Here is a 26,886-nt window from a genome sequence, read left to right as displayed (position 1 = left end):
CCGATACTGGTCGTGTACGCGGCGGGTTCGACCGGCTGCGGCTACAGCAGGTGGAAGTCGGTCTGCGTGACGGTGGTGGCGTTGACGCCGAGGAGCAGGATCGTGTCGGCCCCGATCACGACGGCGGTGTTGGCACCGGCCTGAGTGATCGCAACTTCGCTGGCGAAGCTGGCCCCCGTGATGCCGAGGCCCGTCAGGTCCATGACATCCTGGCCACCGACCGAGTCGGCATCGAAGCCGACGATCCGGTCCGATCCGAACCCGGATGCGAACACGAAGGTGTCGTTTCCGGCGCCCCCTTTCAGGGTATCGTTCCCGAGGCCACCGTTCAGGCGATCTCCGCCGCTGCTCCCGACGAGCGTGTTGGCGAGCTCGTTGCCGGTGAGGCTGAGGCCGCCGACCTTAGCGATGAGGGTCTCGATCGATTCACCCGCCCCCAGGGTGAAATTGCTGCTGGCGTAGATCTTGTCGGTTCCAGCCCCGCCCGCCTCGTGGACGACGTCGTTCACGCCGTTGACGTAGTAGATGTCGTTGCCGCCAAAGCCGCTCAGAGTATCGGAACCGGCACCGCTGTAGAGCGTGTTGACGAGCTCGTTGCCGCCGAGGTTGATGCCGAGGTTTCCTGCCTTGGCGATCAGGGTCTCGACCGATTCACCCGCCCCCAGGGTAAAATTACTGCTGGCGTATATCTTGTCGGTTCCGCCCCCCGCCACTTCGTGCACGACGTCGCTTGCGCCGTTGACGTAGTAGATGTCGTTGCCGGAAAAGCCGCTGAGAGTATCGGCACCGGCACCGCTGTAGAGCGTGTTCGCGAGACCATTGCCACCGAGGCCGATGCCGAGGCTTCCCGCCCTGGCGATCAGGGTCTCGACCGCTTCACCCGCCCCCAGGGTAAAATTACTGCTGGCGTAGATCTTGTCGGTTCCGCCCCCCGCCACTTCGTGCACGACGTCGTTCGCGCCGTTGACGTAGTAGATGTCGTTGCCGGAAAGGCCGCTGAGAGTATCGGCACCGGCACCGCTATGGAGCGTGTTCGCAAGACCATTACCGCCGAGGCTGATGCCCAGCGTGCCGGCCCTGACGATGAGGGTCTCGACGGCTTCACCGGCCCCCAGGGTGTAATTGCCGCTCGCGTAGATCTTGTCCGCCCCAGCCCCGGCCACCTCGTGGACGACATCGCCCAGCTGATCGACGTAGTAGATGTCGTTCCCCGACCCTCCAGAGAGGGTATCCGCTCCTCCGAGACCGTCGAGGACGTCGTTGCCCGTGCCCGCCCGGATGATGTTGGCCCGGCCATCGCCCGTCACTGATTCCGGGGCGACATCATTGATCGTGATCGTGAAGGTTTTCGTGATGGTGAATGACCCATCACTGACGGACACCGTGATGTCGTGGCTTGGCGTCTGCTCGAAATCGATCAGCGTCCGGTCGGCGATGACGATCCTCCCCGTATTGTCGATCGCGAAGCGGCCGCCGGCATCGTCCAGCAGGGCATAGGCCAGGACGGCCGTATCGGCGTCGACTCCGACGACGCTTCCGACGACGGAGCTATTGACCCGGTTCTCGTCGGATGAAAGCGGTCCGCCGACAATGTCGGTTGGTGTATCGTTGATGGCGATGACAGGCGCGGTCGGGTCCGATATGAGCCGTTCGGGAACACCGAGACCATCCATGAAACTCGCGACAACGCGCAGAGACTGACCTGCCTGGAGGTCGCCGGGCGTGAAGGTCGCGCCGGTTGCGCCGGGGATGTCGCGCCAGTCGGTCCCGTCAAAGGACTGCCATGTCAGCACCAGGGTGCCCGGCCTGATCCCATTGAGATCGTTAAGGCTCAGAACCGCCGCGGTGAGGACCTGCTTCTCGGTGGGCGTCGCATCGTTGATCGTCACCGCCCCGGTCGCGATGGCGTTGGTCCCGCTGATCGTGATGGTCTGATCGGCGAATTGCAGCCGCTCGATGTTACGGATCGTATCGGTGCCATCCGTACCGACGTTGTCGGTCACGGTGCGGCGTCCGCCGCCATCGGGTCCGCTGATCGTGTAATCCGCGACATCGCCCGAGAAGACGGCGGTGTCGACGTCGTTGACGCCCACGCCCGTGGTGACGATCTCGCGGACGATGCCGAGCTGACCGGGATTGATCGCCCCGGACAACATCTGCGCCTTGATCTCGTTCAAGCTATCCACCGAGCGAATGACGGCGCCGCTGCCGTCCTTGTTCGCATGAACCGCGATCCGGACGTTGAGCCAGGCATCGCCGTCGATGAAATCGCTGCCGAGATTGCCGCGGATCAGGTCGCTGCCCGCGCCGCCGAGAAGGATTTCGCCGCCCGTGCTGCCGATACCGGCTCCTCCGCTCGGGTCGAAGACCACAGCGTTCGGCAGGCCCGGCGCCACGTCGAGAAGTCCGCGCAGGCCGGTGATCCTGTCGACGCCCGCCTGGGTGAGGACGTTGACGAAATTCTCACCGATCACGAGCTTGGAAGCACCGGTCAGGGTGTCGTTGAACTTCCATCCCGACAGGCCTTCGACGGAATCGAAGCGGTCTCGCAGGATGATGTTCTCCCGGTTGTCGAAGACGCGGATGCCGAGATCGGAATCCGCCGCGTTCGGATCGCCCTTGTGGATCGACCAGTCGAACCCCTCCATACCGTTGTTGCGCTGGATGCCCGGCCCTTCGACCATGATGTCGTCGCCGTTCTCGCCATCGTAATCCGTATCGTTCCCCTGACCGTTCAGGACGTCGTGGCCCACGATGGTGCTGTTGAAGAAGAGCTGCGAGTTCTCCCCCGAGAGCCCGTCGAAGCCCTCGCCGCCCTCGATCCAGTCGTCGCCTTCGTTGCCCATCAACGCATCGGGGGCGCTGCCGCCGAGAATGAAATCGTTGCCCAGCCCGGCAAACACCTCCTTAGTGTCGGTGGTGCCCATGATGAAATCCTGACCGGCATCGCCGAACAGCAGATCGAGGCCCGTGCCGCCGTTGATGACGTCGTTGCCGAGGTTGCCCCGCAGCACGTCGTCACCGAATGGATCCTCGATGATATCGTCGCCATCGCCGCCGAAGACGTTGTCGGATTCCATGCCGGCATTGAGGTAATCGTTGCCGCCGTCGCCCCAGAGGGTGTCGATGCCCTTGTCGCCGTAGAGCTTGTCGTTGCCCTCGGTGCCGCCGAGGACGAAATGCTCGCCGCCGCTCACCTTGAGCGTGCCGCCGACGTCATGCACCTTACCGTCGACGGTGATCGTGGCGCCGGTGTAACTGCGCACGACTTTAGGGTCGATCGCCTGCTGCGAGGCCCTGTCCCAGGTCGGATCCAGGCCATCCTGAGCGATGCCGCGGTCGAGTTCGAGGATGTAGTCCGGAGTGGTGAAGAGCGAGCCGTTGAGGTGAGTAGAGTAGAGCCCGCCCAAATCGGTGTTGCGCATCACCAGATCGGTGAAGGTGTTCGGCTCCAGATTGTTGAGCAGGTTCAGTCCCTGCGTGCGGCTCAGGTAGTAGAGCCGGTCGCCGTTCTGCAGATGCTCCATCTGGTATTCGAAGACGAAGTTGAAGGTCGAGCCCAGCATGCCGCCGAACTCGTTCAGCTCCTCGGCCAGGCCGCCAATCCAGAGATCGACCGTGTTGAGACCGCCGTGGTTGCCGCCTGCATAGTCGCCGGTCGCGTTCAAGAAATCGAGTCGATCGCCCGCGACACCGCTACCATTCTCGTCCACCCCCAGGACCAGTTCCATGGCCGCAACGCGCTTGGCATCGACCGTCGTCGCGCCGGTGATGGTCGCATGGGTCCCGTAGGCGGCGATGAAGTTGATGATCGAGGTGGGATTCTTGATGTGCTGTGCGAAGTCTGCCCAGCTCGTATAAGGTTTGAGATCGGGGTCGCCGAAATCAGTATAGAGCTGCTTGCGGGTCTCGTTGAGCGAAGGCACACCGGTGTCGCGGGCGCGGGCGATATTCAGCGCCGCTAGATCGAGCGGAAGGCCGAGCAGGTTGCTGCGCACGTCCTGGACGATGAACTCGTCCATCTCGTTTCCCACGTCGCGGGTCAGGCCCCGGATGATGGCACCGTTCGTCGCGGCGAGATCATGGGCCGTACCGACATACATCTGCGGATTGAGGAACGCTTCGATCAACGTTGCCTGGGCGTCGTCGCCGTTGACGGGGGCTAGGTCGTTATCGAGCCGGTCCACCGTACCGGTGAGCATCGAATGGCCGAAGCGGTAGACCACATGCGCGAACTCGGCCACGATCGATGGGTCGATGTCGGCGCTGTTGGTGAAGACGAACGGATCGACGTTCGGCTGAACGCGGCGCGCAAATTCCTCGAAGACGAGATGCTGGTACTGCATTTCGGTAACGAAGCGCGCGGCTTGGAAGAGGCGTTCACCGTCCCATTCGAGTCCTGAGGCGGATGCAGGGATCTGCGTGATGTCCTTCGTCAGCCATTCGTTGATGAAATCGATGTCGCCGGTGGCGAGAATCGTGGCCTTGTTCTCCTCGACCAGACGGTTGTGCTCCGAATGGAAGACGGAATGCACCGCGGTGAGGGCGACGTTCTCGTTGCCGCGCCCGTCGCCGGTCACAAAATGCGCGTCGAGCATTTCGTTGTCGTAGGTCAGCGGATTCCGGTCGTCGGCCACGAGATCGGCCGCATCGATCCTGCCGTCGAAATTGAGGTCCTTCAGATCGTCGAGATCGATGCCACCGCTCTGGTTCGCATCCCGGATGACGCCCGCTCCGGCAGCGAGGTCGGCCGCATTGCTAACGCCGTCGCCATTGAAATCGAGGCGGTCGTCGTCGGCGACCTGTTGCAGCTTCGGAGTTCCCGGATTGTGGTCGTGATCGACGAAGACCGGCTCGGCGTGATGCGCGATGTCGTTGAGGAAGGCGTGGTTGGTGCCGATGGACCCCGCCGTGGTGATGCCCGCGGCGGTTCCTTCCTTGAACCAGGGGGTGTCGTGCGTGGCGTCCGGCGCCATGACCAACTGAGCGTAGCCGTTCTCGCCGGGAATGAAGCGACCGTACTGATCGGTCTTGAGCAGCGGGACGTTGTGGACGTCGAAATCGCCGAGCCGGATGCCCAGCATCTCGAGCGCCTGGGCCTTGACCTCGGCCCAGTTCCCGATTGCGCCGTCGAGGGATCCGTTGCTCGCCTTGCCGTCGAGGAGGCGCCCGGTCGAGACCGCGTGGCCGATGGCATTCTTCTCGTATTCGCGCAGGAAGACCTGATGAGAGGCATGTGACGTATAGGTCTGGTTCTGGTCGACGAACGATGTCGTCGTGTTCTCATGTTGCGGGACGCCGTTCGCATCGAGCGTCACGGTCGCCCGCGTCAGCGCCATGAAGTTGGTCGGGCTGCCCGGTACGTAAAGCGGGTCGTCGGGCTGCAGCGGAATATAGACCGTGCCATTATTGCCCTTGGTGACGAGATCCAGCCCATGGTCGAAGAACTGGCCGAAGAAAGTCATATAGGAATTGAAGCCCGGGGACAGACCGATATCGGGTGACTGGTTCGGGATCTTGGCGATGTCGGCGTTGGTGACGACCAGCTGGTTGCCCGTCGGTGTCTCCCCGGGGCGGATCGGAACCATTCCGGGATGATCCGCCTCGAAGGCCGCGAGCGAGAGGGGATTGTTGAACCAGGCGTCGAGGGCCGCCGGGTTGTCGACGGTCATGTTGACGATGAGATTGGAGATGATGCGAGGATCCGCGTCGGCGACGCTGCCGGAGATCCCATAATCTGTGTTGGTGATCGTAGGGGCGTCCGATCCAGGTGGACCGAGAGGCATCGTGTCCCCGTCGCCGTCATTCATGAAGACCGGGTCCAGCAGGCGCGGGAACAGATTGTCGCCGGCACCGTATTCGGGTTGTAGGAGGTTGTTGTCCTGACCATCGACCGTGCGCAGGCCGTAGGGCGTTAAGGCGGCATCGGCGTCAGACAGGCCGACATAGACAGACTGAATCGCTGCCGTCATCGTCTTGCCGTCGGCATGCGCCTCCGCGATCTTGATTTGCTTGAGTATGAAGCTGAGATCATCTTGATTGACAATGAAACTCGTAGTCATTGCTCCCTCCCCTGATCAAAAGTATTCGATTTTTACGCGATTATATTTGACCTTCGAGTCTTTCAACCGCTCGACGTTTTACAAATATTACGCCCTATGCATCTTCGATATATTCAAGAGATATAAGTTCAATACTTATAAGCGCGCAGACGAATCGCTCAGTCGAAGAGCCATCAGCGCAACAAGTGAAAATAAATATAGAAATCGCGGCAATCAAATGCCTATGTCAGTATTACTTCATGCTTCAGGGCGATAATCTAGCGCATATTTCGGCATATAGTCCGAAATAGATGGTCGACAGAGCATTTTGCCTAGTACCGACCATGCCGAAGGGGCGGCAACGGCTCGCCCTCCGGGAGAGTAATGCTGGCGATTTCCCTGCACGAGCCAGCCACCAACGCGGCCATGCTTGTGGTGCGATCGGTTGTTAATACCGAATTGATCTAACGGCTGAGCACGCACGCGAGCATCATCGTAGAGGCACCGAAAGAATCCGTCACCGAACACTGCATGAGGGCCGACGCCGCGAGGGTAACCAAAGATGGACAGGGCAATAGGCGACTGGCAGCCGATCGACACAGCCAAACCCAAGACATGCAAAGATTTTCTTGTTTCCTGCCCAAATGGATTGGTTACCTTGGCGTGGCTGGCAGACGATGGATGGAACGACTCCACTGTGCCGGACAACCTCGATCCACGGCTGGATCCTCAGCCAACGCATTGGATGCCGTTGCCTCAACCGTTTCAGACCGGAGATCCCCCGCCTCGTCTACGCCGGAAAAGGGAGAAGGATGGAGGAAGGTGAGAAATCGAAGATCCATCTTTTGTGCTCATTTTTGCATCAACAGTTGTCAACTGTATTGATCTGCTGTTTTCGAATTTATTATAAATTAAAAACGACGAGTAAATTACAGCGAATGCAGATTGAACATTAATTCGAAATTTGAGGATGTTTTGGAAGACATTCTAGATCAATAATAATTAATCTATATATCGCATGGCAATATATTTATATAAACGTGTTACCGACGAGTTTGAGTCAATTTAAATTATTTCTGGGTGATTCGGCGGCGGGAAAGACTATATGATTAGTGTGCGAAAGGGTGGACGCCTTCTGCCGTCAGAACTGCTTTATGAAACAGCTTGCCCTGGCTATCATCATTCTTAAAAGTGACACCGAACGTCCGTCTGTGGGTAGCCGACCTACTTCCGTTCACGGCACGATCCGGATCCAAAGTTCTCACTCCCGCAGCGTCCGCTATCGAGGTGCTGCCAGCGTCGGCTGGACAGCGGCTATATGCGCTAAGCTGTCGATTCGCGGCCCTCGTTCGAACGTCCGTTTCTTAGATCTCGTCGCTTCAAACCGGACCGTCGCAAACCCACCCGACCCGGTCGTAGAACGGTCGGACAGGTCCCGACTCAACCTCGCCGTTCAGTCATCACAGCCATCCGCGACATGCGAAGCCAGTCAAATGGCTCGGTCCGGTCACCCGCTGACAGATGGCGGTCGTCCCTATTCTGTCGTTAAGGGGCCGCTAACTAGGAGGAGGCACCCTGACGGCTCTCTCAGAGCCTGTCCGATAACGCCTGATGGGGGTTGAGCGACCGGGACGGCGGTGATTCCAAGAGGGTGCTGAAGCCTGATTTGGAAGTGCCATGTGGACCCCGATCACTCGCCGGCAGCATAGCCGCGCCGGCCTGCGCTACGAAACCGACCTAACGGATAGCGAGTGGGCCGTGATCGCGCCGCTGCTGCCGGTGCCGGCCTCGTGCGGTCGTCCGCCTGTCTGGACGATGCGCGAGATCTGGAACGCGATCTTCTATGTGCTGCGCGGCGGCATCGCGTGGCGGATGATCCCGAAGGACCTGCCTCCGCGCAGCACAACGTTCGGCTACTTCAGCCGCTGGCGGGACGCGGGCCTGTTTGGCCGGATCAACCATCACCTCGTCATGGCCGACCGTGAGCGGGTCGGTCGAGAGGCTTCGCCGACGGCTGCGGTGCTTGACAGCCAGAGCGTCAAGACCACCGAGAGCGGCGGCCCGCGCGGCTACGACGCCGGAAAGAAGATCAAGGGCCGCAAACGTCAGGCCCTGGTCGATACGGACGGGCGGGCGCTCGTCCTCGATCCGCAGGCTGCGGACGTACAAGATCGGGATGGGGCCGGACCGGTGTTGCGCCTATCGCGGCGGACTTTCCCGTTCATCACCAAGGCCTTTGCCGATGCGGGCTATGCCGGCGATAGGCCCGCGACCGCCACGAGCATCACCGTCGACATCGTGCGCAAACCCAAGGATCAGGTCGGCTTCGCCGTGCATCCGCGCCGATGGGTGGTGGAACGCTTCTTCGGCTGGATCAGCCGCAACCGCCGCCTTTGGAAGGACCCGGAGGCGACCCTCGCCTCGGCCCAGGCCTTCCTCTACGCCGCCGCCGTCATGATCCTCGTTCGAAGGTTAGGCCGAGCAGTGTGACTTATCGGACGGACTCTCAGGGACGAACCATGCAACGCGCCTTAGTCCGACTATGGACTGTCCTGAAAGCCACTCTGGCGATTGGGCTGCTTGCGGCCAGTTCCCTCTACTCGGCTAGCGTCGCTGACCGGCAGGGCCTCAACCCATTCGCCGCTGCCCTGACCGAACCGACGACGACGACGGGAGCGATCAGGCCCAAGCTCGCCCCGTAGCGGCGAGCCGCGGCCTACCTGGACGGAAGACGACAGGACGGCGGCGTATCGATCGCACATGACGGAGGCGCCTCGCGGTAGATCCTGACCAGCGGCGGCTCCTCACCATTCTCTATCGCGTAAAGACGTTCCTCCTCAACGTAGGCCCAGCTCTTCTCGTCTGAGTGCTCTGCTTCGAGGAACACGCCGGATCGACAGCCCCAGCCGTGAGCCCGTGCCACCTGCGCCTGCTCGTAGCTCACCGAGTAGTACCCGAAGTCATGAGCCTCCCGATCGCGGCATAGGATCTTGCCGTCGTCGGTGACGATGTCGCCTGGCTTGGCACTGGCCGGAATGTCGATGGTCATTGGGTCGCTCCAGGAGCGGGATGAGGGACCGTTTCGATCGCGGCCTTGATCAGATCACGGAGAAGGTCCGGTGCCAACTCCGGATCGTCCTATGGGATCTCTGCCTCTTTGGAGGCCGACGTTAGGCGCGTCACGAGCTCAGCGACGCGGGCTTCGATGTTTCCAGAAAAGGAGAGATCGCTCGGGACATTCTCGCTGATCCAATCGCGCACGAAATTCGAAGGGTTCTCGGCCATGGCGTCCTCTGCATCCGACCCGTGATCAGATCGGGGCGGCGGCGATGCTAACTCGATCCTCGTCAAGGGGAAGCGAAGCCCCGCTTTCATCCGCATTTGCTAATTTCGTCGCGGTTCTAGCGGCTTCGCGTTCCAGCCTAGCAGCTTCGAGATCCAGTCGGATGTCTTCGAGTTCCGCAGGTCCAATCATCGCGGCGCACTCCCATGACGATTGCAACGCAGCATAATAAAGAGACGTTGGCAGCCAGCTGTTCCCCACCTGTGGCCTCGGTACGAAACCGGACGGCGCTCTCCCGCTTCGAGCGGACGCGGTACTTCCGGAACGTGCCCGGTCGACCGACGGGCGCGGTGCCGATCTGGGCTGCGAGGCGGTAGGCTGAAGCCCGTCGTGGACGGCTTCCGCAACTACGTCGATGACGGGTTCGGGGAGATGGCGCAGCGTCTGGCGCCGGAGGAGATGTTCCTCGACAAGGCCAACCTGCTGACGCTGACCGCGCCGGAATGGGTGGTGCTGACCGGCGGCCTGCGCGCCCTCAACGCCAACCACGACGGGTCGAACCGGGGCATCTTCACCGACCGGGTCGGCGTGCTGACGACGGACTTCTTCCGGAACCTGACCGATACGAATCTGGTCTGGGAGAAGGCCGACTCGGCCGGGACGTCCTTCGCCCTCAAGGACCGCGAGAGCGGGCAGACGAAGTTCCAGGCCACGCGCAACGATCTCGTCTTCGGGTCGAACGCGCAGCTGCGCAACATCGCCGATGCCTATGCCGGCAGCGATGGCCAAAGCCGGTTCGTGGCGGATTTCGTGCGGGTCTGGGACAAGGTGATGATGCTGGAACGGTTCGACGTGAAGGGTCACCGTCGTTACGGACCCATGGCGGCCTAATCGTCGCGGCTGCGAGCAACCCGTGCCCCCGTTCCACCCTTCGGTGGGCCGGGGGCACCACGAGAGCAGGTCGGCTCAGAGGCGATGTGTCATCCTGGATGTTCCGACCCCAGCGGATCGAGGGCGAGGCCCGGTCATCACCGTTTTCCATCCTCCGCCCGGATCGGCAATGCGTTCGCGCGCTTGATCTGGCCAAGGGCGAAGCTCGATTCGATCGCTGCGACGCCGTCGAGGCGGGTGAGCTTATTCTTGAGAAAGCGCTCGTAGGCTTCGAGATCCTCGACGACGATCCGGAGCAGGTAGTCGCGCTGCCCCGTCATCAGGTAGCAATCGACCACCTCCGGCCAGCGGATGACGGCCATGGCAAAGCGGTCGAGCTCCTCCTCGCGCTGGCGTTCCAGCTTCACCGAGGCGAAGACGCTGACCGGCAGCCCGACCGCGACCTGGTCGACGACCGCCACGTAGGCCTTGATCACCCCGGCGGCCTCCAGGCGGCGCACGCGCCGCGCGCAGGGCGAGGCGGAGAGCCCGACCCGCTCGCCGAGCTGCAGCACCGTCAGACGGGCATCCTCCTGGAGCGCCACGAGGATATTGCAGTCGATGGCGTCGAAATCGGCTTTTGGCACAGAACACTCGCGATCGTTACCCCGGCAGTCCATTTGAGCCACAATCCTTGCATCCGGCAAGTGGGTTTGGTCCCTTTTCGCCCCACGCCGTGGCTACGATTGGCCCATGAGCGATCCGCGATTACCCCACCTGACCGCGCTGGCCCGGAAGAGCCTCTGGCTCTCGACCTGGATCATCCACAACGCCAACCACCTCCGCGCCTCGGCGGACGGGTTGAAGGTGGGCGGCCACCAGGCCTCCTCGGCCTCGCTCTGCGCGATCATGACGACGCTCTACGGCGCCGTGCTGCGCCCGGAAGACCGGGTCGCGGTGAAGCCCCACGCGAGCCCGGTCTTCCACGCCCTGCAATACCTGTTCGGCCAGCAGACCCGTGAGAAGCTGGAGAACTTTCGCGGCTTCGGCGGCGCCCAGTCCTATCCGTCGCGCACCAAGGACGTGGACGACGTCGACTTCTCCACGGGCTCGGTCGGCCTCGGCGTGGCGCAGACGCTCTTCGCGTCGCTGACGCAGGATTACGTACGGGCGAAGGGGTGGGGCGGCGAGCGGACCGAGGGCAAGATGGTCGCCCTCATCGGCGATGCCGAGATGGATGAAGGCAACATCTTCGAGGCCCTGCTGGAGGGCTGGAAGCACGGCCTGCGCAACACGTGGTGGATCGTCGACTACAACCGCCAGAGCCTCGACGCGGTGGTGCGCGAGGGGCTGTGGTCAAAATTCGAGGCGATGTTCCGCAATTTCGGCTGGGACGTCGTCGTGCTCCGCCACGGCACGCTCCAGCGCGCCGCCTTCGCGGAACCGGGCGGCGAGCGCCTGAAGGACTGGATCGAGGCCTGCCCGAATCAGACCTATTCGGCGCTGGCCTTCCAGGGCGGCGCGGCCTGGCGTCGGCGCCTCACGGAGGAACTCGGCGACCAGGGCGACGTTTCGGCCCTGATCGACCGGCGCTCGGATGCGGAACTCGCCGCCCTGATGGGCAATCTCGGCGGCCACGACCTGCTCATGCTGCTGGAGGCCTTCGAGGCGGCCCGCGCCCATGACCGCCCGGTCTGCTTCATCGCCTACACGATCAAGGGCCACGGCCTGCCGCTCGCCGGCCACAAGGACAACCATGCGGGCCTGCTGACCCCGACCCAGGTCGAGGGCTTCCGGGCCGAAATGGGCATCCGGCCGGGCCGCGAATGGGACCCTTTCGAGGGCCTCGACATCGCGCTGGAGGCCATGCGGCGCTACCTCGCCGAGGTGCCCTTCGTCCAGCGGGGGCGCCGCCGCTACGAGGCTCCGGCGATCCCGGTGCCGGAGCGTCTCGCGACTCCGAAGCAGGCCTCGCTCTCGACCCAAGCCGGGTTCGGCCTGCTGATGCACGAGATCGCCAAGACCGACGGCGCCTTCGCGGCGCGCATCGTCACCACCTCGCCCGACGTCACGGTCTCGACCAATCTCGGTGCCTGGGTGAACCGGCGTGGCCTCTTCGCCAAGCAAGCCATGGCCGACCTCTTCCGCCAGGAGCGCATCCCCTCGACCTTCAACTGGACCTTCTCGCCCACCGGCCAGCACCTCGAACTCGGCATCGCCGAATCGAACCTGTTCACCGCGCTCTCGGCGCTCGGCCTGTCGCATTCGATCTTCGGCGAGCGCCTGCTGCCGGTGGGCACCCTCTACGATCCCTTCATCGAGCGCGGCTTGGACGCCCTGAACTACGCCTGCTACCAGGATGCGCGCTTCATCCTGGTGGCGACGCCGGCCGGCATCACCCTCGCCCCCGAGGGCGGCGCCCACCAGTCGATCAAGACGCCGCTGATCGGCATGGGCCAGGACGGGCTCTCCGCCTTCGAGCCGGCCTTCGTGGACGAACTCGCCGTGCTGCTGCGCTTCGCCTTCGCGCATATGCAGCGTTCCGGCGCGCCCGAGCCCGACCCGGTCACCTGCCTGCCCGATGCGGCCGGCGGCTCGGCCTATTTCCGGCTCTCGACGCGGGCCGTGGAGCAGCCGGTCCGAGTGATCGATTCGGATCTTGCCGCCGATATGGTGGCGGGGGCCTACTGGCTGCGCCGGCCCGGCCCGAACGCGGAGGTCGTCGTCGCCTATCAGGGCGCCATCGCCCCCGAGGCGATCGCCGCCACGGGCCTGATGGCCGAGGATCGGCGCGATGTCGGCCTCCTCGCCGTTACCTCCGCCGACCGGCTGCAGGCCGGCTGGACCGCTGCGCAAGGGCTGCGCGAGCGGGGATCGCCGGGCGCGTCGAGCCATATCGAGCGACTGCTCGCCGGCGTACCCAGCCATTGCGGCCTCGTCACCGTCCTCGACGGCCACCCGGCCACCCTCGGCTGGCTCGGCTCGGTGCTGGGTCACCGCACCCGCGCCCTCGGCGTCTCGCATTTTGGGCAGACCGGCACGATCGCCGACCTCCACCGGCATTTCGGCATCGATGCACGGGGCATCGCCACGGCGGCCCAGGCCATCGCCCCAGGTCGCCGGATCCGGCATCTCCAACTCGCTTGAGCCTGACGCCCGCTGCATCCGCTTCCTCGCGCTCACGCCGTTGGCGTGAGCGGTGTCGATGTGGTGCATCTGTCACCGCGTATTCCGGCACCGGTGCCATGCTGGGTTGGCTCGGTGTTGCCCTTGCGGCCTCGAATGTGTTGTTCGGCGGCCTGCAGAAGATCACGGCGGTGCAACTCGGGCTGTCGCCGGTCCTGATGGCCGCGTCCAACTCCTCCGGGGGCGTAATGGGCAAGATGATCGACGCGCAGTCTATCGTCGTCGCCTCCACTGCGACGCAGTGGTACGGCACTGAGGCGACGATATTGCGCTACGACATCTTCCACTCGATCGCGCTTGCCTGCCTCGTCGGTGTGCTGGTGATGCCGCAAACCTATCTGCCGTCCTTCACAGCCATGGTCCCGGCGCATTGAAACCTGCTAGAGCGCTCACCGCCGAAGTGGATGCCGGTTCGGCGATAAGAGAGCGCAGATCTTGGCAGGGGGCGTAGGAGCGCCCCCGCTTCTTTCCTTCATTCGGCGATGGCGCGACGCGCCCGCGGAGACCCACGATGCGTCTGAGCGACTGTCACAGCTTCCACGATTTCCGCCGCATGGCGCAGGCGCGCCTGCCGGGACCGATCTTCGACTACATCGACGGGGCAGCGGACGACGAAGTGACCTACCGGCGCAACACCGCCGCATTCGAGACTTGCCAACTCGTCCCCAACGTCCTGCGTGGCGTGGGCGAGATCGACATGTCCGTGACGGTGATGGGCCAGAAGCTCGCCATGCCGGTCTATTGCTCGCCGACCGCCTTGCAGCGGCTGTTCCACCACGAGGGCGAGCGGGCCGTCGCCGCTGCGGCCGGCAAGCATGGAACGATGTTCGGCGTATCCTCCCTCGGGACGGTGAGCCTGGAAGAGGCGCGCCGGATCAGCAGCGGTCCGCAGGTCTATCAGTTTTATTTCCACAAGGACCGCGGCCTGAACCGCGCGATGATGGAACGGGCCAAGCAGGCGGGTATCGAGGTGATGATGCTGACGGTCGACAGCATCACGGGCGGCAACCGCGAACGCGACAAGCGGACGGGCTTCTCCATCCCGTTTCGCCTGACCCTCGCCGGGATGATGCAGTTCGCGGTGAAGCCGGCCTGGGCGATCAACTACCTGACCCACGAAAGCTTCAAGCTACCTCAGCTCGACGGCCATGTGGACATGGGTGGGGGCGCGCTCTCGATCAGCCGTTACTTCACCGAGATGCTCGATCCCTGCCTGTCATGGGACGACGTGGCCGCCATGGTTCGGGAATGGGGCGGCCAGTTCTGCCTCAAAGGCGTGATGTCGGTGGACGACGCCAAGCGCGCGGTCGAGATCGGCTGCACCGGTATCGTGCTGTCGAATCACGGCGGACGCCAGCTCGACGGCTCCTGCTCGGCATTCGATCAGCTCGCGGAGATCGTGGACGCGGTCGGCGACCGGATCGACGTGATCATGGATGGGGGCGTTCAGCGCGGTACCCACGTGTTGAAGGCCCTGTCACTCGGCGCGAAGGCGGTCGGCCTGGGTCGGTACTACCTGTTCCCTCTCGCCGCAGCCGGTCAGCCGGGTGTCGAGCGCGCCCTGGACCTGATGCGGTCCGAAATAGAACGCGACATGAGGTTGATGGGCTGCGCGTCCATCGACCAGCTGACGCGCAGCAACCTGCGGTTTGTCTGAGAGGGATACCGTCCCTTCCCGATGCCCGATCTCCGAGAACGTTGGGGATCGGGTGTCATGGGATACGTCCGCGTAAGATGGACGGGGCGGTGCCCTAGTAGCGCGCAAGTGCGTCTTCCGGTCGGTCCTTGCATTTGCGGGAATCCTGATGGGATAGTCATGCGGAAGCCGCCGTCTCCCGCTCGAACCTTTATGCGCCCGGATACAGCTTTTGGGGGCGGTCCACCGATGGATCGCGCGAACCCCGGCCGTTCCATGCCTGTCACCATTCCGGTCGCCGCCCTCGCCTCGAAAGCGGCCGAGCCTCCCTCCAGACGCTTCATCGTTGGCCAGGACCCGCAGGGGAACTGGGTCGCCATGGAAGTCCACGGCCTCGGCGGCGGTCTGTTCCGCACACGGCACGATGCGCTGCACTACGCGACCGACATCACCGGCCATCGTCCGGATGCGGTGGTGATGTCGGCCGACCGCATCGAGCTTCTTCTATGAGATCGGCGCCGTTCGGCATGCGACCGGCCCGGAGCCAGCGGGCGCGGTGTATCCGTCATCCGGCTGCGCGCGCCCCCTCGCCTCTCGACGCGCCGGGCGCGTACGGCCTCGAAGCCACGGGGCTTCGGCGTGAGCCACCTGGAACGCCCATCCCGAGGCCTGTCCGTCACGAGAGGCGGACAGGAATGCGGGCTCTGAGCCGCGTTCAGGATCTGCGAGAGCCGCACGATGAAGTCCCGACCCGGATTGGTCCCGAATTCGAACCGCTCCTGGTAGACTGCGAACATCAGGTCCCGCCGCCTGCGCGAGCGTGCCAGATCGGCGGCCGCCAGTGCTTCGGGCAGGTCTGCCAGGGTCACCTCGGTGCAGGAGCAGGTTTTTAAGTCGCGTACTCCCAAGGTTCGCTTTGGCCGTTCTCAGTGGTCGGAATGCACCGAGCGGTTCATGGCGATGATCTCGGCATGGCTGGGGTTGGGACCGAGCTTTCCCATGAGGCCGTAGACTCGGTTCAAGGTCTTCGGCGCCTCTCCCTTCACCGCGGCGAGCAGGGCCTCGTGCATCGTCTCCGCGTCGTAGTCGCAGCAATAACTCGGGTTGGCGGGCTGCTGACGCCAGGATTCCGCCAGCATTCCGGCATCCACCGGGTCGAAGCCGATCTGGTCCACGATGCCCATGACGGTCCGCTTCGCGGCATCGTCATCGCCGGCCACGGCGACGGCGATCCGGTCGGGCGCTCCGGCCGGACGACCGAGTTCGGCGAGGGAATGGGCGAGGATGTTGTTGAACGCCTTGATGATGGGGCGGCCGACCTGTTCCGACACCCAGACGCTCTCCGTCTTCCCGGCGTCGAGTTCGGCGATCTGCGGATCGCGCAGGCCGGGATAGTAATTGCCCGTGTCGACGATCGGAGTGGCCGCGGGCAAGCCGTCGAACAGGTCCTTCGGCAGCGTCGCCACGGCGGGGAACGGGATCGACAGGATCACGAGGTCCGCGCCCTCGACGGCGCCACGGATATCGACCGGAGTCGCGCGGATTTCCTGGGCGAAGGCGTGGACGCCGTCGGGGCCCTTGGAATTCGCGACGCGGACCTCGTGCCCTGCCGCGCTGAGCTTGCGGGCGAGCGTGCCGCCGATATTGCCGGTGCCGATGACGCCGATGTTCATGCCTGGTTCCTTTGCAGTTGGATGGATGGCCCCTTCAGGGGGCGGTGGTCGGGCGCGCGAGAGCGTCCAGCGTCCGCCGTAGCGATTCGAGGCCGTCCGGGGTCAGCTGGCACGCCGTCCGGATCTTGTCGGGAATGCCGCGAAGCGCGTCTTCCATGGCCCGGCCATGCGGGGTGAGATCGATCAGAACCCGGCGTTCGTCGGACGCGTCACGCGTCCGCGTGACCACGCCAGCGGCTTCCAGCCGCTTGAGCAACGGCGTCAGTGTGCCGGTCTCCATGTCGAGGCGGGCACACAACTCGCCTACGGATTGCGGCGAGCGGTTCATCAATTCGAGGGCGACGAGGTACTGCGAGAACGTCAGACCCAGCGGCTCCAGGAACGGCTTGTGCAGCCGCACCATGCGGTTGGCGGCCGCGTTGAGCGCGAAGGAGAATTCCGCGGCGGTGCTTTGTCGATCGTCGGCCATTTGTGAAGCTTGCTATCATGTAGTGTGCTATATAACTGGCCGAAGACAGCGCCTCGTCAACCCCCGCGATGCCGACATTCCAGCGGAGCAGGCGTGCCGACGAGTGGCCGGAACGGGTCGCGAGAGCGGTGGAGGAGATCGGTACGGCATCCCGAAGCCATGGACGCAGCCAAGCCGATCCTGACGACGAAGCAGCGCCTTGACGAAGCTAACGGAATCTCATCGGGTCGTAGCGCCGGGACGCCGGCATTCTCCGACGCCCACCCTGCCCCTGCCCCGCCGTGAGACCGGACGTCTCCGCCTCCGTCCGAGCGACCCGCTAACGCCCGCTTCCACCCAGCGCGCGAACCGGAGCACCGGCGAGGTCGACCGTGGAGCCCACGGTGTCGCGGAGGCCCGAGCCCATGTTCGAGAGGTGCTCGCCATATGTTTCACGGGTCTGCGGGTCGACGAGCGCGACCGGGGCCGCGACCGCCAACGCCGCCCCCGTCGCCACCGTCGATGCGGCACCCGCGGCCGTACTCACCAGCCGGTCGCCGATGCCGATCTGCCCGTCCGAGATCGGCTGGCCGTCGGCAAGCCGTCTACCCAGCAGGGCGACGACTTCGCCGGATGCGAACTTGCCGTGGTTGAGCGCATCGTCCGACTTCACTGTCGACAGATTCAGGACTGCGACGTTCTCCCGTTCCAGCTCGGAACGATAGGGCTCGGCAGCAGGGTCGATGGCCCCCAACCGTACGCTGTCTCCCCAGACCAAGCGGGAGACGGCGAGAGCCTGGTCGTCCCCGGACACCATCAGCGTCAGGCGTGGGCGGTCCTTGCCCATGTCGTGGAACGCAGCGCGGGCGAGGTCCATATCGACGTCGGGTGCCGCCAGGATCACGTTCCGGATCTTGGGGGCCACGCGCTTGTCGCGGATGGCCATCTGACGGAGGCTTTCCAGGGCGAGCCAGTTGCCCATCGAGTGGGCCAGGACGGTGATCTCACCGACATTCGGGTCCCGCGCGAGGTCGCGCAACAGCGTCTCCAGGGCGTTGCGGGAGAAGTTGGTACTCTCCCGGTCGTACCCATAGGCGAGCACACTGCCGCGCGACGGCCATGTGAACAGGACGGGCGCGACCTCGGCGCCAGAATCATGCACGATCTGCGCGAACCGAAAGACGGCGTCCTCGAACTTGTTGTTGAAGCCGTGCACGAAGACGAGAGCGTGGCGCTTGGCCCCGCGCCGGACCGACCGACCTGTCCAGCTGGCGACCTTCGACCGCTCGACCGGGTCGGCGCGTAGCGCCACGAAGTCGGTGGCCGGATTGCCCGGAACGGATTTCGGCCATTGAACCGAGCCGGGCTGTCGCGTGGCGTCCGGCGGGATGGAGACCGCGAGGTCGGTATAGGTCACGGCCTCGCCCCGCTCGCCGGAGAACAGAACGCCCTTGTCCGCCGCGGATTTGCGGGTCGTCGCAACGAGCATGTCGACACGCGAGGTCCCGGGCACCGCCCCCGCATCGGCGATGGGCAGGAGCACGCCGGACGGGCGGCCGGCGCAGGCCGGCAGGGCGAGTAGTGCCGTCAGGACGAGCGCCGCACGCCCATCCCGTTCAATTCGTCCGAACACTCGTGCCCCCGAAAACTGCCGTCCCATGCAACCTGGACGACCGGCCGGTTAACGGGCTGTCAAGGTCGGTACGGGCTATCGCAGGATTGAGGCGGGACCCAGGCTCGGCTCGGATTGCGATCGCCTCATGCGCCGGGCTTTTCCAACGCCGATGCGCCGTGCTTTTCTGACGCCGATGCGCCGTCCCGGCGGATGCCATAAGGTGAAATGGCGCCCATCGTCGGGTTCCCGGTTTCGCCGGTTCCGAGGCTTGCCGGTTCCGAGGCTTGCAGCCCGATGACGCGACCCGGCCCTCACAGAGATGCAGCCATGGTCCAGGACGTTGACGAGGGAGACGACTGGCGCTCGGTCGGCACGCGGTCGCAGGATTCCGCCGCCCTCGAGACGGCCCGGCAGCGGGCGCGGGAGCCGGACCGGGGCCGCGATGCGAGCCGTCCCTCCGACATTCCGGGGGCGGGATGGAAGGACATCCTGTGGCGCGTCCTGTGGGCCCTGCCGCAGGATCGCGTGCTGACCACCGCCGGCGGCGTCGCCTTCTTCGCCCTGCTCGCCGTGTTTCCCGGTCTCGTCGCCGTGGTCTCGATCTACGGGGTGTTTTCCGATCCCGCCGTGATCAGCCAGCATGTCGGGCTCCTGACCTACATCCTCCCCACCGCGGCCCTCGATCTCCTGGCCGAGCAGCTGGTGCGAATCGCCGAACGCAGCACGGGGTCGCTCGGTCTCACCTCGACGATCAGCCTGCTCATCGCCCTGTGGAGCGCGAATTCCGGCGTCAGCGCCCTCTTCGATGCCCTCAACGTCATCTACCGGGAGCGGGAGGACCGGACCCTGGTCCGGTTCTATGCCACGACCTTCCTGTTCACACTCGGCGGGGCCGCGTTTCTCCTCCTGACGATCAGCGTCGTCGTCCTCCTTCCCGCGATCCTGGAGCGGGTCGGGTTCGGGGGATTGGCCGACACGCTCCTGTCCGTGGCGCGGTGGCCGGTCATCCTGGTCGTGGTGAGTCTGAGCCTGTCGCTGATCTATCGCTACGGCCCGAGCCGGCGCCGGGCGAAATGGCGCTGGGTGACCTGGGGCAGTGCGCTGGCGGCGTTTCTCTGGGTCTGCACCTCCGGGGTGTTCTCCTGGTACGTCGCCAGCTTCGACAGCTACAACCGCATCTACGGGTCGCTCGGCGCCGGCATCGGCTTGATGTCGTGGATGTGGCTGTCGATCGTGGTCGTCCTGCTCGGCGCCGAGATCAACTCGGAGATGGAACGCCAGACCGCCCGCGACAGCACGGAGGGGCGGCCGAAACCCCTCGGCGGCCGGGACGCCTTCGCCGCCGACAACGTCGGACCGGGGCGCTGATGGACCCCTCCATCGCGCCATCGCCCGGAAAGCCCGGTTTCATCCAACTCTGAAAGGCCGATAGACCTGAGTTCCCAATCCGGTGAACGCGAATGTGGCCTGAGGAGCGCCGAATGCATGGTTGTGCTCCCGGGACTTGAATGCGAACCGCAAGAACCGTCGCGGAGCAGGAGGGGGCCGGTTATCTCCGGCGCTCTCGTGTCGCTTCCTCGATGGCTGTCTCGACGATGTCGAGGGCGTCCGTCATCTGCTCCGGCGTGACGGTCAGCGGCGGCGTCAGGGTCAGGACGTTGCCCATGGTGGTCTTGAACGACAGGCCGGCATCGAGCGCCCGGTAGAGCACCGCCTCGGCGAGGTCGGCATCGGGTTCGCGGCTGGCGCGGTCGCGCACGAGTTCGATGCCGATGAGGCAGCCCCGGCCGCGCACGTCGCCGATGGACGGGCAACGGTCCATCATGGCGCCGAGGCGGGCAATGGCCAGCGCCCCGACCCGCGCGGCGTTGGCGACGAGATCCTCGTCCTCGATGATCCGGATCGTCTCCAGGGCGGCCCGCGTCGTCACCGGGTTCTTCTCGTGGGTATAGTGGCCGAACGCCCAGGCGCCGCCGACATCGAGGCTCGGGTCGGCGATCACCGCCGCGATGGGCAGGATGCCGCCGCCGAGCCCCTTGCCGATCACCAGGATGTCGGGGGCGACGCCGTCATGCTCACAGGAGAACATCCGCCCGGTCTTGCCCAGGCCGGTGGGGATCTCGTCGAAGATCAGCAATACGCCGTGCCGGTCGCAGATGCGCCGGACCTCCGCCCAGAAGCCCGGCGGCGGGATGTAGGGTACCGCCCGCGTCGGCTCGGCGACGAGGGCCGCCACGTCGGGGTCGCGGGTGAGGACGTAGTCGATCATCCGGGCGCAGGCCCGGCCGCTCGCCTCGGCGCTGTCGGTGCCGTAGGGGCAGCGATAGCCGCCGAAGGGGGCGACGTGCAGGGCACCGGCCACCAGGGGCCCGGCGGGGCCGGAGCGGAACAGCATCTCGCCCGACATCGCCGCCGAGCCGGTGCCGGCGCCGTGGAAGGCATCCCAGAACGACAAAGTCTTGTGCCGGCCGGTGGCCGTGCGGGCGACCTTCACCGCCACCTCGACCGCGTCCGAGCCGCCGGTGGTGAACAGCACCTTCGCGAGGTTGCCCGGTGTGATCGCCGCGAGCTTCTCGGCGAGAGCCACGGCAGGCTCGCAGGCGTAGCGCCTGGGCGCGAAGGGCAGCGCGTCCATCTGCTCGGCGATGGCGCGCTTGAGGCGCGGATGGCCGTAGCCGATATGGTGGACGTTGTTGCCGTGGAAATCCATGTAGCGGCGCCCGGCCGCGTCCTCGATCCGGATGCCCTCCGCCCGCACGATCGCGTTGAGGCAGGGCGTCGAGACCGACTGGTGCAGGAAGGCGTTCGAATCCCGGGCGAGCAGCCCGCGCGTCGCCGTGTCGAGGCTCCGCGCCTGCCAGGCGACGCGCCGGTCGGTGCGGTTGGTGTCGCCCTCGGATTCGGCGATCCGTGCGTCCCGGCTCATGCGGTCGCCTCGCGGCGGCGCCAGCCCTGGGCGCGGGCGATCACGAAGCGGTTGACCAGCGCCAGAGCGAGGCGGGCGCCGAGGGCGGTCGCCATGATCACGCTCGCCATCGCGGCGGCGGCGGCCGTGGTGCCGGCCTCGTCCATGTGGACGATGGCGATGGCGGCGAGCTTGGTGCTCGGCCCGTAGAGGAAGATCACCGCCGAGACCGTCGTCATGGCGTTGACGAACAGGTAGACGAACAGTTCGAGCACGGTCGGCAGGCAGATCGGCAGGCTGACCCGGCGGAAGGTCTGCCAGAACGGTACCTTCAGGGAGGCCGACACCGCCTCGAATTCCGGGTCGATCTGCTTCAGGGCCGTCGTCGCCGTGACGTGGGCGACCGTGTAGTAATGCGCCAGCGTGTTGATCACGAGGAGCGCCAGGGTCCCGTAGAGGACGTTCAGTGGGTTCCAGGGCGCGTTGAAGAAGAACACGTAGCCGAGGCCGAGCACGAGGCCCGGCACCGCGAGCGGCAGCATCGCCAGCAACTGCGCGAAGGCCCGACCGGCGGGAAACAGCTTCAGCTTCTCGATGAGGTAGGCCCCGCAGAGGATCGTCATCGTGCCGATGGCCGCGACCGAGAGCGCCATGGCGAGCGAGTTCCAGTAGGGCGACCAGCCATCGGAATCGGCCGCCGCGAAGTCGTAATGGTCCAGGGTCAGGCCGAGGTTGTAGGGCCAGTAGCGGATGAACGAGGCCCAGACCGCGACCCCGTAGGTGCCCACGATCACGCCGGCCACGAGCATGGCGTAGACCAGGACGAGGCGGTCGCGGACCGGATGGGGCTTCGGCTCGTAGGGTACGGAGCGGGCCGAGAGCAGGGACGATTGCCGTCGCTGGATGAGCCGGTCGACGATGAAGGCCAGCACCGCCGGCACCAGCATCAGGAGGCCGACCACGGCGCCCATGGGGAAGTTCTGCTGGCCGACTACCTGGCGGTAGGCGTCGGTGGCGAGCACCGGGTACTGGCCGCCGATCACCTTCGGGATGCCGAAATCCGTGACCACGAGGGTGAAGACCACGAAGGCCGCGCTGACGAGGCCGTAGCGGGCGCCCGGCAGCGTCACGGTCACGAAGGTGCGCAGGCTGCTCGTGCCCATGGCGGAGGCGGCCTCGTAGAGGCGTCCGTCCGAGAGGCCGAGGGCGGTGACGAGGATGATGAGGGCGTGCGGGAAGGCGTAGAGGCATTCGGCGAGGGTGATGCCGATCGGCCCGTAGACGCTGTGGCCGAACAGGAGCCCGCGTAGGAAGCCCTGGTTGCCGAGGATGTAGGTGAGCGCGATCCCCGAGAGCAGCGAGGGCGCGAACAGCGGCAGCAGGGCCAGGGCCAGGAATAGGGCCTTGAACGGCATCGCCGTGCGGGTGAGCGCGTAGGCGTAGCCGAAGGCCAGGGGCACCACGAGTGCCACGACGATGCCGGCCACGGTGAGGCTGTTGAGCAGCGCATCGACCAGGGTCGGCGTCGCGAAGTAGGTGCGGAAGTTGGACAGGCCCGCCATCCCGCCATCCGGCGCCTCCAGGCTCTTGATCAGCAGCGTGCCCAGCGGCAGCGCGATGATGAGCAGAAGGAACAGGCACAGCACCGCGATCAGGGCGGTGCCGATGGCGGCTTCGGGCACGGTGCGGCGCTTGGCGGGCAAGGCCTCCGGCAGGGACAGGACCGCCTCCGGCAGGGACAGGGCCGCCTCCGGCAGGGACAGGGCCGCCTCCGGCAGGGACAGGGCCGCCTCCGGCAGGGAGACAACGAGGGGAGATGTCCCCAGGACGGACTCGGCCATGGCGCGGCTCACGGGCGGGCGGCCACGGGGAAGGCCCGCAGGGCCGCCGGCGGCAGGGAGACGTAGAGGTACTGGCCTTCCGTCAGGGCGAGGTCGCCGTGGAGATTGGCCGAGACGTCGGCGACCAGGGAGCCGCCCAGGTCGAGGCTCGGTTCCAGGCGGGCGCGGGTGAAGGCTCCGAGGAATTCGAGGCTGCGCACCCGCACCTGGAAGGCGTTGACGTCGGTGGGATGCACGTTGCCGACCCGGATCTCCTCCGGGCGGAAGCCGAGGCGCACGGGACTGCCGGGGACGAAGCCGCGCCCGTCCTCGCAGACGAGATCGACGGCACCGACCCGGATTTGCCGGGCCGATCCCACCCGGGCGTCCAGGAACGTCATGGCGCCGATGAAGTCGGCCACGAAGGCGCTAGCCGGGTTCCGGTAGATCTCCGCCGGGGTGCCGACCTGCTCGATCGCGCCGCGATTCATCACCACGACCCGGTCGGCCATGGCGAGCGCCTCCTCCTGGTCGTGCGTGACCATGATGGTGGTGATCCCGAGGCGCTTCTGAAGCTGGCGGATCTCGTCGCGCAGCCGGGTACGGACCTTGGCGTCGAGGGCCGAGAGCGGTTCGTCGAGGAGGAGCAGGGAGGGCGAGGTCGCCAGCGCCCGGGCGAGGGCCACCCGCTGCTGCTGGCCCCCCGAAAGCTGGACCGGATATTTAGGCCCCTGCTCGGGCAGCCCGACCAGGGCCAGGAGTTCGGCGACCCGCGCGGTGACCTGCGCCTTCGGCATTCGCCCGTTGACGAGGCCGTAGGCGACGTTGGCCGCCACCGTCAGGTTCGGAAATAGCGCGTAGGATTGGAACACGATGCCGAAGTCGCGCGCCGCCGGGGGCGCCGTCGAGACGTCGACGCCGCCGATCACGATACGTCCCGAATCCTGACGGTCGAGCCCGGCGATCAGGCGCAGCAGGGTGGTCTTGCCGCAGCCGGAGGGACCGAGGAAGCAGACGAACTCGCCCCGGCCGATTTCCAGGTCGATTCCGTCGAGGGCGGTGAAGGCCCCGTAACGCTTCGACAATCCCGAAACCCTGAGGAACGGCGTCGCATCGCGAAGCGTCATGGCGGTGCCCCCTACTCTTTCGTGTGGTCGTTCAGGCTCGCTTTGCGTCGTCGCGGCTACTTCTTGGCAGCCTTCGCCTCGTAGCGGCGCGACCATTCGGCGAGCACCCGCTCGCGGTTGTCGGCCATCCAGCCGAGATCGTTCTTGATCATCGCGGCCTCGGCATTGGCGGGGTAGTTCGCCGGCACGTTGGCGACGCCCGGATAGGCCACCACCGCGTAGCTCTTGGCGTAGAGTTCGTTGGCGGCCTTGGTGGTGCCCCAGTCGGCGACCTTGCGGGCCAGATCCAGGTGCTTGGTGGTGCCGACGATGGCGTAGGCCTCTTCGTCCCAGCCCGTGCCGTCGGCGGGGACGACGACGGCCAGCGGTGCGCCCTTCGTCTTCTCCGAGGCGCCGCGCATGTCCAGCGACAGGCCGGCGGTGCGCTCGCCGCGCGCCGCCTGGACGCAGGGAGCCGAGCCGGAATGCAGGTAGGCGGCGATGTTCTCGTGGAGCTTGTCCATGTAGGCCCAGCCGGCCTCCTCGCCCATGCCCTGGAGCCAGCCGGCCACCAGCAGGTAACCGGTGCCCGAGGAGGCGGGATGCGGCATCACCACCTTGCCCTTGAGTGCGGGCACCAGGAGATCGGCCCAGCGCACGGGGGTCTTCACCCCGTCCTTCTCGGCTTCCGCCGTATTGAAACAGACCACGCCGATGGAGGCGTCGGTTCCGGTCCAGCTGTAGGGGCCGATGGAATCGCGGAAGGCGGGCTTCAGCGCGTGGGCGCCCTTCGGCTCGTAGGTGGCGAGCAGGCCCTGCTTCTCGAACAGCAGCAGGCTGGAGGCAGCCAGCCCCATCACCATGTCGGCGCGGGGATTATCCTTCTCTGCCAGGAACCGTGCGGTGATGACGCCCGTCGAATCGCGCACCCAGACCACCTCGACCTCCGGCACCGCCCGCTCGATCCCGGCTTTGAAGGGAACGAGCTGATCGTTCTCGAGGGCCGTGTAGATCGTGAGCTTTGTGCGCTCGGCGGCCATGGCCAGGGTCGGCGACGTCAGGGCGAGGGTCAGAGCGAGGAGGCCGAGGATCTTCATCGATAATGCTCCGGAGTCTTGTCGTTCCGACGTTTAAATCCTGATGCATGACAGGAAGAAGACAAAACCCCGTGCAATCAAGTCCAGGCTTTTTGCATATGCTGCCTATTACAAGATCATGGCGCAGAATTACTTACGTTGATTGCGGACAGCCGAAATCGACCCCCGGCGCTTGGCCGCGGGTCGATGTTGAAACCTTTCGATTGCTCCCGTGAAACGGTCTCCAGCCGTGACGCGGTGTCCCTTAGAGTGTTCTCCGCCGAAGCGGATGCCGGTTCGGCGAAAAGGAGCGCGGCAAAACAGAGGTCTAGAGCTGCATCCGACCCAACGTGGTCGGGTGCCGCTCTAGCAGGCCTGTGGCATGCGTCCGGCCGCCAGCAATCCGTTGATATCGGCGACGACACCCGGCAGGTCGGCGATCGTGTCGATGAGGAAGTGGGGCTTGGATTCCGCGAACAGGGTGGCGATCCGCGTCCGCTCGGCGGCGAGGCGATCGGCGGACAGCGCCCGGAACGCGTCGTAGGTCAGCCCCAGCGCGTTGCCCGAGCAGGTGAGCGCCACCGTCCACATGCCGGCTTTGCGGCCTTCGAGGATGCCCGGCACCGTGTCGTCGACCTTCACGCAGGCGGCGACGTCGTCGATGCCGAGCGCGATGACGTTCGCCAGCGCCTGGGCCGGAAAGGGGCGCCCGTTCGGAACCTCGTCCGTGGCCACCACATGGTCGGCGACGTAGCCGTTGGTGGCGGCGAGTGCGACCACGCGCTCCATGACGCGCGCCGGGTAACCCGAGCAGGAGCCGATCTTGAGCCCCCCTGCCCTGAGGTCGGCGATGGCGTCGAGGGCGCCGGGGATCACCGCCGAGTGCTCGGCGATCTTCTCGATCTGCAACGGCATGAAGCGCTCGTAGATCGCGGTGACATCGGAGTCGGTGGCCGGATGCCCGTGGGCGGCCGCATAGCGCGCCGCGATCTCGGGCTGGTTCAGGAGCGTGCGGATGTGGTCCCACTTGCCCATGCCCATGGGCCCTCGCGCCTCGGGCAGGCTCACGGCGACGCCGAATTCCGCGAAGGCCTCGACGAAGATCTGGGTGGGCGCGAAGGAGCCGAAATCGACGACGGTGCCGGCCCAGTCGAGGATCGCGGCCTGGAGTTTTCTCGGGGGGGTGTAGGACATGGCGGGACTTTCCGGGTGACCCGCGGAACGCGC

The 26,886-nt window shown here is 65.5% G+C and carries 17 protein-coding genes and 2 pseudogenes; 8 read left to right on the top strand and 11 right to left on the bottom strand.

Features of this window, described 5'->3' with window-relative positions; all coding sequences use genetic code 11:
• Nucleotides 1–41 precede the first annotated feature (41 nt).
• Nucleotides 42–6,062: a peroxidase family protein gene (locus ACYQR9_RS16310; RefSeq protein ID WP_461227351.1), complete on the bottom strand. Its 6,021-nt coding sequence runs from the start codon at nt 6,060–6,062 to the stop codon at nt 42–44.
• A gap of 1,656 nt (nt 6,063–7,718) precedes the next feature.
• On the opposite strand from ACYQR9_RS16310, the gene ACYQR9_RS16305 reads away from it, so the two are divergent.
• A complete protein-coding gene (locus ACYQR9_RS16305) occupies nt 7,719–8,531 on the top strand; it encodes an IS5 family transposase (protein ID WP_461227349.1) in 813 nt (270 codons plus the stop codon).
• Nucleotides 8,532–8,560: 29 nt separating this feature from the next.
• Nucleotides 8,561–8,743 carry a hypothetical protein gene (locus tag ACYQR9_RS16300; protein ID WP_461227347.1) on the top strand — a complete coding sequence of 61 codons (183 nt, stop codon included), beginning with the start codon at nt 8,561–8,563 and terminating at the stop codon, nt 8,741–8,743.
• 14 nt (nt 8,744–8,757) lie between these two features.
• Here the strand turns inward: ACYQR9_RS16300 and ACYQR9_RS16295 are convergent, their stop codons facing one another.
• On the bottom strand, nt 8,758–9,090 hold the full coding sequence (locus tag ACYQR9_RS16295) for a hypothetical protein (protein ID WP_461227345.1): 333 nt from the start codon (nt 9,088–9,090) through the stop codon (nt 8,758–8,760).
• A 612-nt stretch (nt 9,091–9,702) separates the two neighbouring features.
• Between ACYQR9_RS16295 and ACYQR9_RS16290 the strand changes: the two are divergent.
• Nucleotides 9,703–10,215: pseudogene (locus ACYQR9_RS16290) on the top strand (catalase/peroxidase HPI); the annotation flags it as partial.
• A gap of 137 nt (nt 10,216–10,352) precedes the next feature.
• Here ACYQR9_RS16290 and ACYQR9_RS16285 read toward each other — a convergent pair.
• Entirely contained in the window at nt 10,353–10,841 is a 489-nt protein-coding gene (locus ACYQR9_RS16285; RefSeq protein ID WP_461223625.1) for an Lrp/AsnC family transcriptional regulator, read from the bottom strand.
• Between the two features lie 106 nt (nt 10,842–10,947).
• On the opposite strand from ACYQR9_RS16285, the gene ACYQR9_RS16280 reads away from it, so the two are divergent.
• From ACYQR9_RS16280 to ACYQR9_RS16265, 4 genes and pseudogenes are all read left to right on the top strand, one after another.
• Nucleotides 10,948–13,341 (top strand): transketolase, encoded by a 2,394-nt coding sequence (locus ACYQR9_RS16280; protein ID WP_461227343.1) that lies wholly within the window; start codon nt 10,948–10,950, stop codon nt 13,339–13,341.
• Between the two features lie 80 nt (nt 13,342–13,421).
• Nucleotides 13,422–13,754 (top strand): annotated as a pseudogene (locus ACYQR9_RS16275) (L-lactate permease); the annotation flags it as partial.
• Nucleotides 13,755–13,891: 137 nt separating this feature from the next.
• Nucleotides 13,892–15,037, top strand: a complete 1,146-nt coding sequence (locus ACYQR9_RS16270) for an alpha-hydroxy acid oxidase (RefSeq protein ID WP_056434198.1) — start codon at nt 13,892–13,894, stop codon at nt 15,035–15,037.
• A 255-nt stretch (nt 15,038–15,292) separates the two neighbouring features.
• Nucleotides 15,293–15,526, top strand: coding sequence for a hypothetical protein (locus tag ACYQR9_RS16265; protein ID WP_461227341.1), 234 nt, complete (start codon nt 15,293–15,295; stop codon nt 15,524–15,526).
• A 416-nt stretch (nt 15,527–15,942) separates the two neighbouring features.
• Here ACYQR9_RS16265 and ACYQR9_RS16260 read toward each other — a convergent pair whose 3' ends face one another.
• From ACYQR9_RS16260 to ACYQR9_RS16250, 3 genes are all read right to left on the bottom strand, one after another.
• Entirely contained in the window at nt 15,943–16,689 is a 747-nt protein-coding gene (locus ACYQR9_RS16260) for an NADPH-dependent F420 reductase (RefSeq protein ID WP_461227339.1), read from the bottom strand.
• A gap of 34 nt (nt 16,690–16,723) precedes the next feature.
• Entirely contained in the window at nt 16,724–17,158 is a 435-nt protein-coding gene (locus ACYQR9_RS16255) for a MarR family winged helix-turn-helix transcriptional regulator (RefSeq protein WP_461227337.1), read from the bottom strand.
• Nucleotides 17,159–17,477: 319 nt separating this feature from the next.
• Nucleotides 17,478–18,770 carry an alpha/beta hydrolase gene (locus tag ACYQR9_RS16250; RefSeq protein ID WP_461227335.1) on the bottom strand — a complete coding sequence of 431 codons (1,293 nt, stop codon included), beginning with the start codon at nt 18,768–18,770 and terminating at the stop codon, nt 17,478–17,480.
• Nucleotides 18,771–19,079: 309 nt separating this feature from the next.
• Here ACYQR9_RS16250 and ACYQR9_RS16245 point away from each other — a divergent pair, with 309 nt between their 5' ends.
• Nucleotides 19,080–20,120 carry a YihY/virulence factor BrkB family protein gene (locus ACYQR9_RS16245; RefSeq protein WP_056434187.1) on the top strand — a complete coding sequence of 347 codons (1,041 nt, stop codon included), beginning with the start codon at nt 19,080–19,082 and terminating at the stop codon, nt 20,118–20,120.
• A 181-nt stretch (nt 20,121–20,301) separates the two neighbouring features.
• Here ACYQR9_RS16245 and pbfA read toward each other — a convergent pair whose 3' ends face one another.
• The 5 genes from pbfA to phnX form a co-directional block, all read right to left on the bottom strand.
• Nucleotides 20,302–21,678 (bottom strand): (R)-1-hydroxy-2-aminoethylphosphonate ammonia-lyase, encoded by a 1,377-nt coding sequence (gene pbfA / locus ACYQR9_RS16240; protein WP_461227333.1) that lies wholly within the window; start codon nt 21,676–21,678, stop codon nt 20,302–20,304.
• Nucleotides 21,675–23,498: a putative 2-aminoethylphosphonate ABC transporter permease subunit gene (locus ACYQR9_RS16235; RefSeq protein WP_461227331.1), complete on the bottom strand. Its 1,824-nt coding sequence runs from the start codon at nt 23,496–23,498 to the stop codon at nt 21,675–21,677. Before ACYQR9_RS16235 ends, pbfA begins: the two co-directional genes overlap by 4 nt.
• An 8-nt stretch (nt 23,499–23,506) precedes the next feature.
• Nucleotides 23,507–24,604: a putative 2-aminoethylphosphonate ABC transporter ATP-binding protein gene (locus tag ACYQR9_RS16230; RefSeq protein WP_461227329.1), complete on the bottom strand. Its 1,098-nt coding sequence runs from the start codon at nt 24,602–24,604 to the stop codon at nt 23,507–23,509.
• A 56-nt stretch (nt 24,605–24,660) separates the two neighbouring features.
• Nucleotides 24,661–25,680: a putative 2-aminoethylphosphonate ABC transporter substrate-binding protein gene (locus tag ACYQR9_RS16225; protein ID WP_461227327.1), complete on the bottom strand. Its 1,020-nt coding sequence runs from the start codon at nt 25,678–25,680 to the stop codon at nt 24,661–24,663.
• Nucleotides 25,681–26,025: 345 nt separating this feature from the next.
• The gene (phnX, locus tag ACYQR9_RS16220; protein WP_461227325.1) at nt 26,026–26,853 is read right to left on the bottom strand and encodes a phosphonoacetaldehyde hydrolase; all 828 of its coding nucleotides are present in this window, start codon (nt 26,851–26,853) and stop codon (nt 26,026–26,028) included.
• Between the last annotated feature and the right edge of the window lie 33 nt (nt 26,854–26,886).

This window comes from Methylobacterium sp. CM6241 (assembly GCF_054817845.1).
The sequence above is the reverse complement of the archived record's forward strand: the minus strand, read 5'-3'. Positions and strand labels throughout refer to the sequence as shown.

Excerpts from the sequence above, each read along its gene's own strand:
- ACYQR9_RS16300 (WP_461227347.1), top strand. The coding sequence starts at position 8,561 with ATGCAACGCGCCTTAGTCCGACTATGGACTGTCCTGAAAGCCACTCTG.
- ACYQR9_RS16295 (WP_461227345.1), bottom strand. The coding sequence starts at position 9,090 with ATGACCATCGACATTCCGGCCAGTGCCAAGCCAGGCGACATCGTCACC.
- ACYQR9_RS16280 (WP_461227343.1), top strand. The coding sequence starts at position 10,948 with ATGAGCGATCCGCGATTACCCCACCTGACCGCGCTGGCCCGGAAGAGC.
- ACYQR9_RS16235 (WP_461227331.1), bottom strand. The coding sequence starts at position 23,498 with ATGGCCGAGTCCGTCCTGGGGACATCTCCCCTCGTTGTCTCCCTGCCG.
- ACYQR9_RS16255 (WP_461227337.1), bottom strand. The coding sequence starts at position 17,158 with ATGGCCGACGATCGACAAAGCACCGCCGCGGAATTCTCCTTCGCGCTC.
- ACYQR9_RS16245 (WP_056434187.1), top strand. The coding sequence starts at position 19,080 with ATGGTCCAGGACGTTGACGAGGGAGACGACTGGCGCTCGGTCGGCACG.
- ACYQR9_RS16305 (WP_461227349.1), top strand. The coding sequence starts at position 7,719 with ATGTGGACCCCGATCACTCGCCGGCAGCATAGCCGCGCCGGCCTGCGC.
- phnX (WP_461227325.1), bottom strand. The coding sequence starts at position 26,853 with ATGTCCTACACCCCCCCGAGAAAACTCCAGGCCGCGATCCTCGACTGG.
- ACYQR9_RS16265 (WP_461227341.1), top strand. The coding sequence starts at position 15,293 with ATGCCTGTCACCATTCCGGTCGCCGCCCTCGCCTCGAAAGCGGCCGAG.
- ACYQR9_RS16225 (WP_461227327.1), bottom strand. The coding sequence starts at position 25,680 with ATGAAGATCCTCGGCCTCCTCGCTCTGACCCTCGCCCTGACGTCGCCG.
- ACYQR9_RS16310 (WP_461227351.1), bottom strand. The coding sequence starts at position 6,062 with ATGACTACGAGTTTCATTGTCAATCAAGATGATCTCAGCTTCATACTC.
- pbfA (WP_461227333.1), bottom strand. The coding sequence starts at position 21,678 with ATGAGCCGGGACGCACGGATCGCCGAATCCGAGGGCGACACCAACCGC.
- ACYQR9_RS16270 (WP_056434198.1), top strand. The coding sequence starts at position 13,892 with ATGCGTCTGAGCGACTGTCACAGCTTCCACGATTTCCGCCGCATGGCG.
- ACYQR9_RS16230 (WP_461227329.1), bottom strand. The coding sequence starts at position 24,604 with ATGACGCTTCGCGATGCGACGCCGTTCCTCAGGGTTTCGGGATTGTCG.
- ACYQR9_RS16260 (WP_461227339.1), bottom strand. The coding sequence starts at position 16,689 with ATGAACATCGGCGTCATCGGCACCGGCAATATCGGCGGCACGCTCGCC.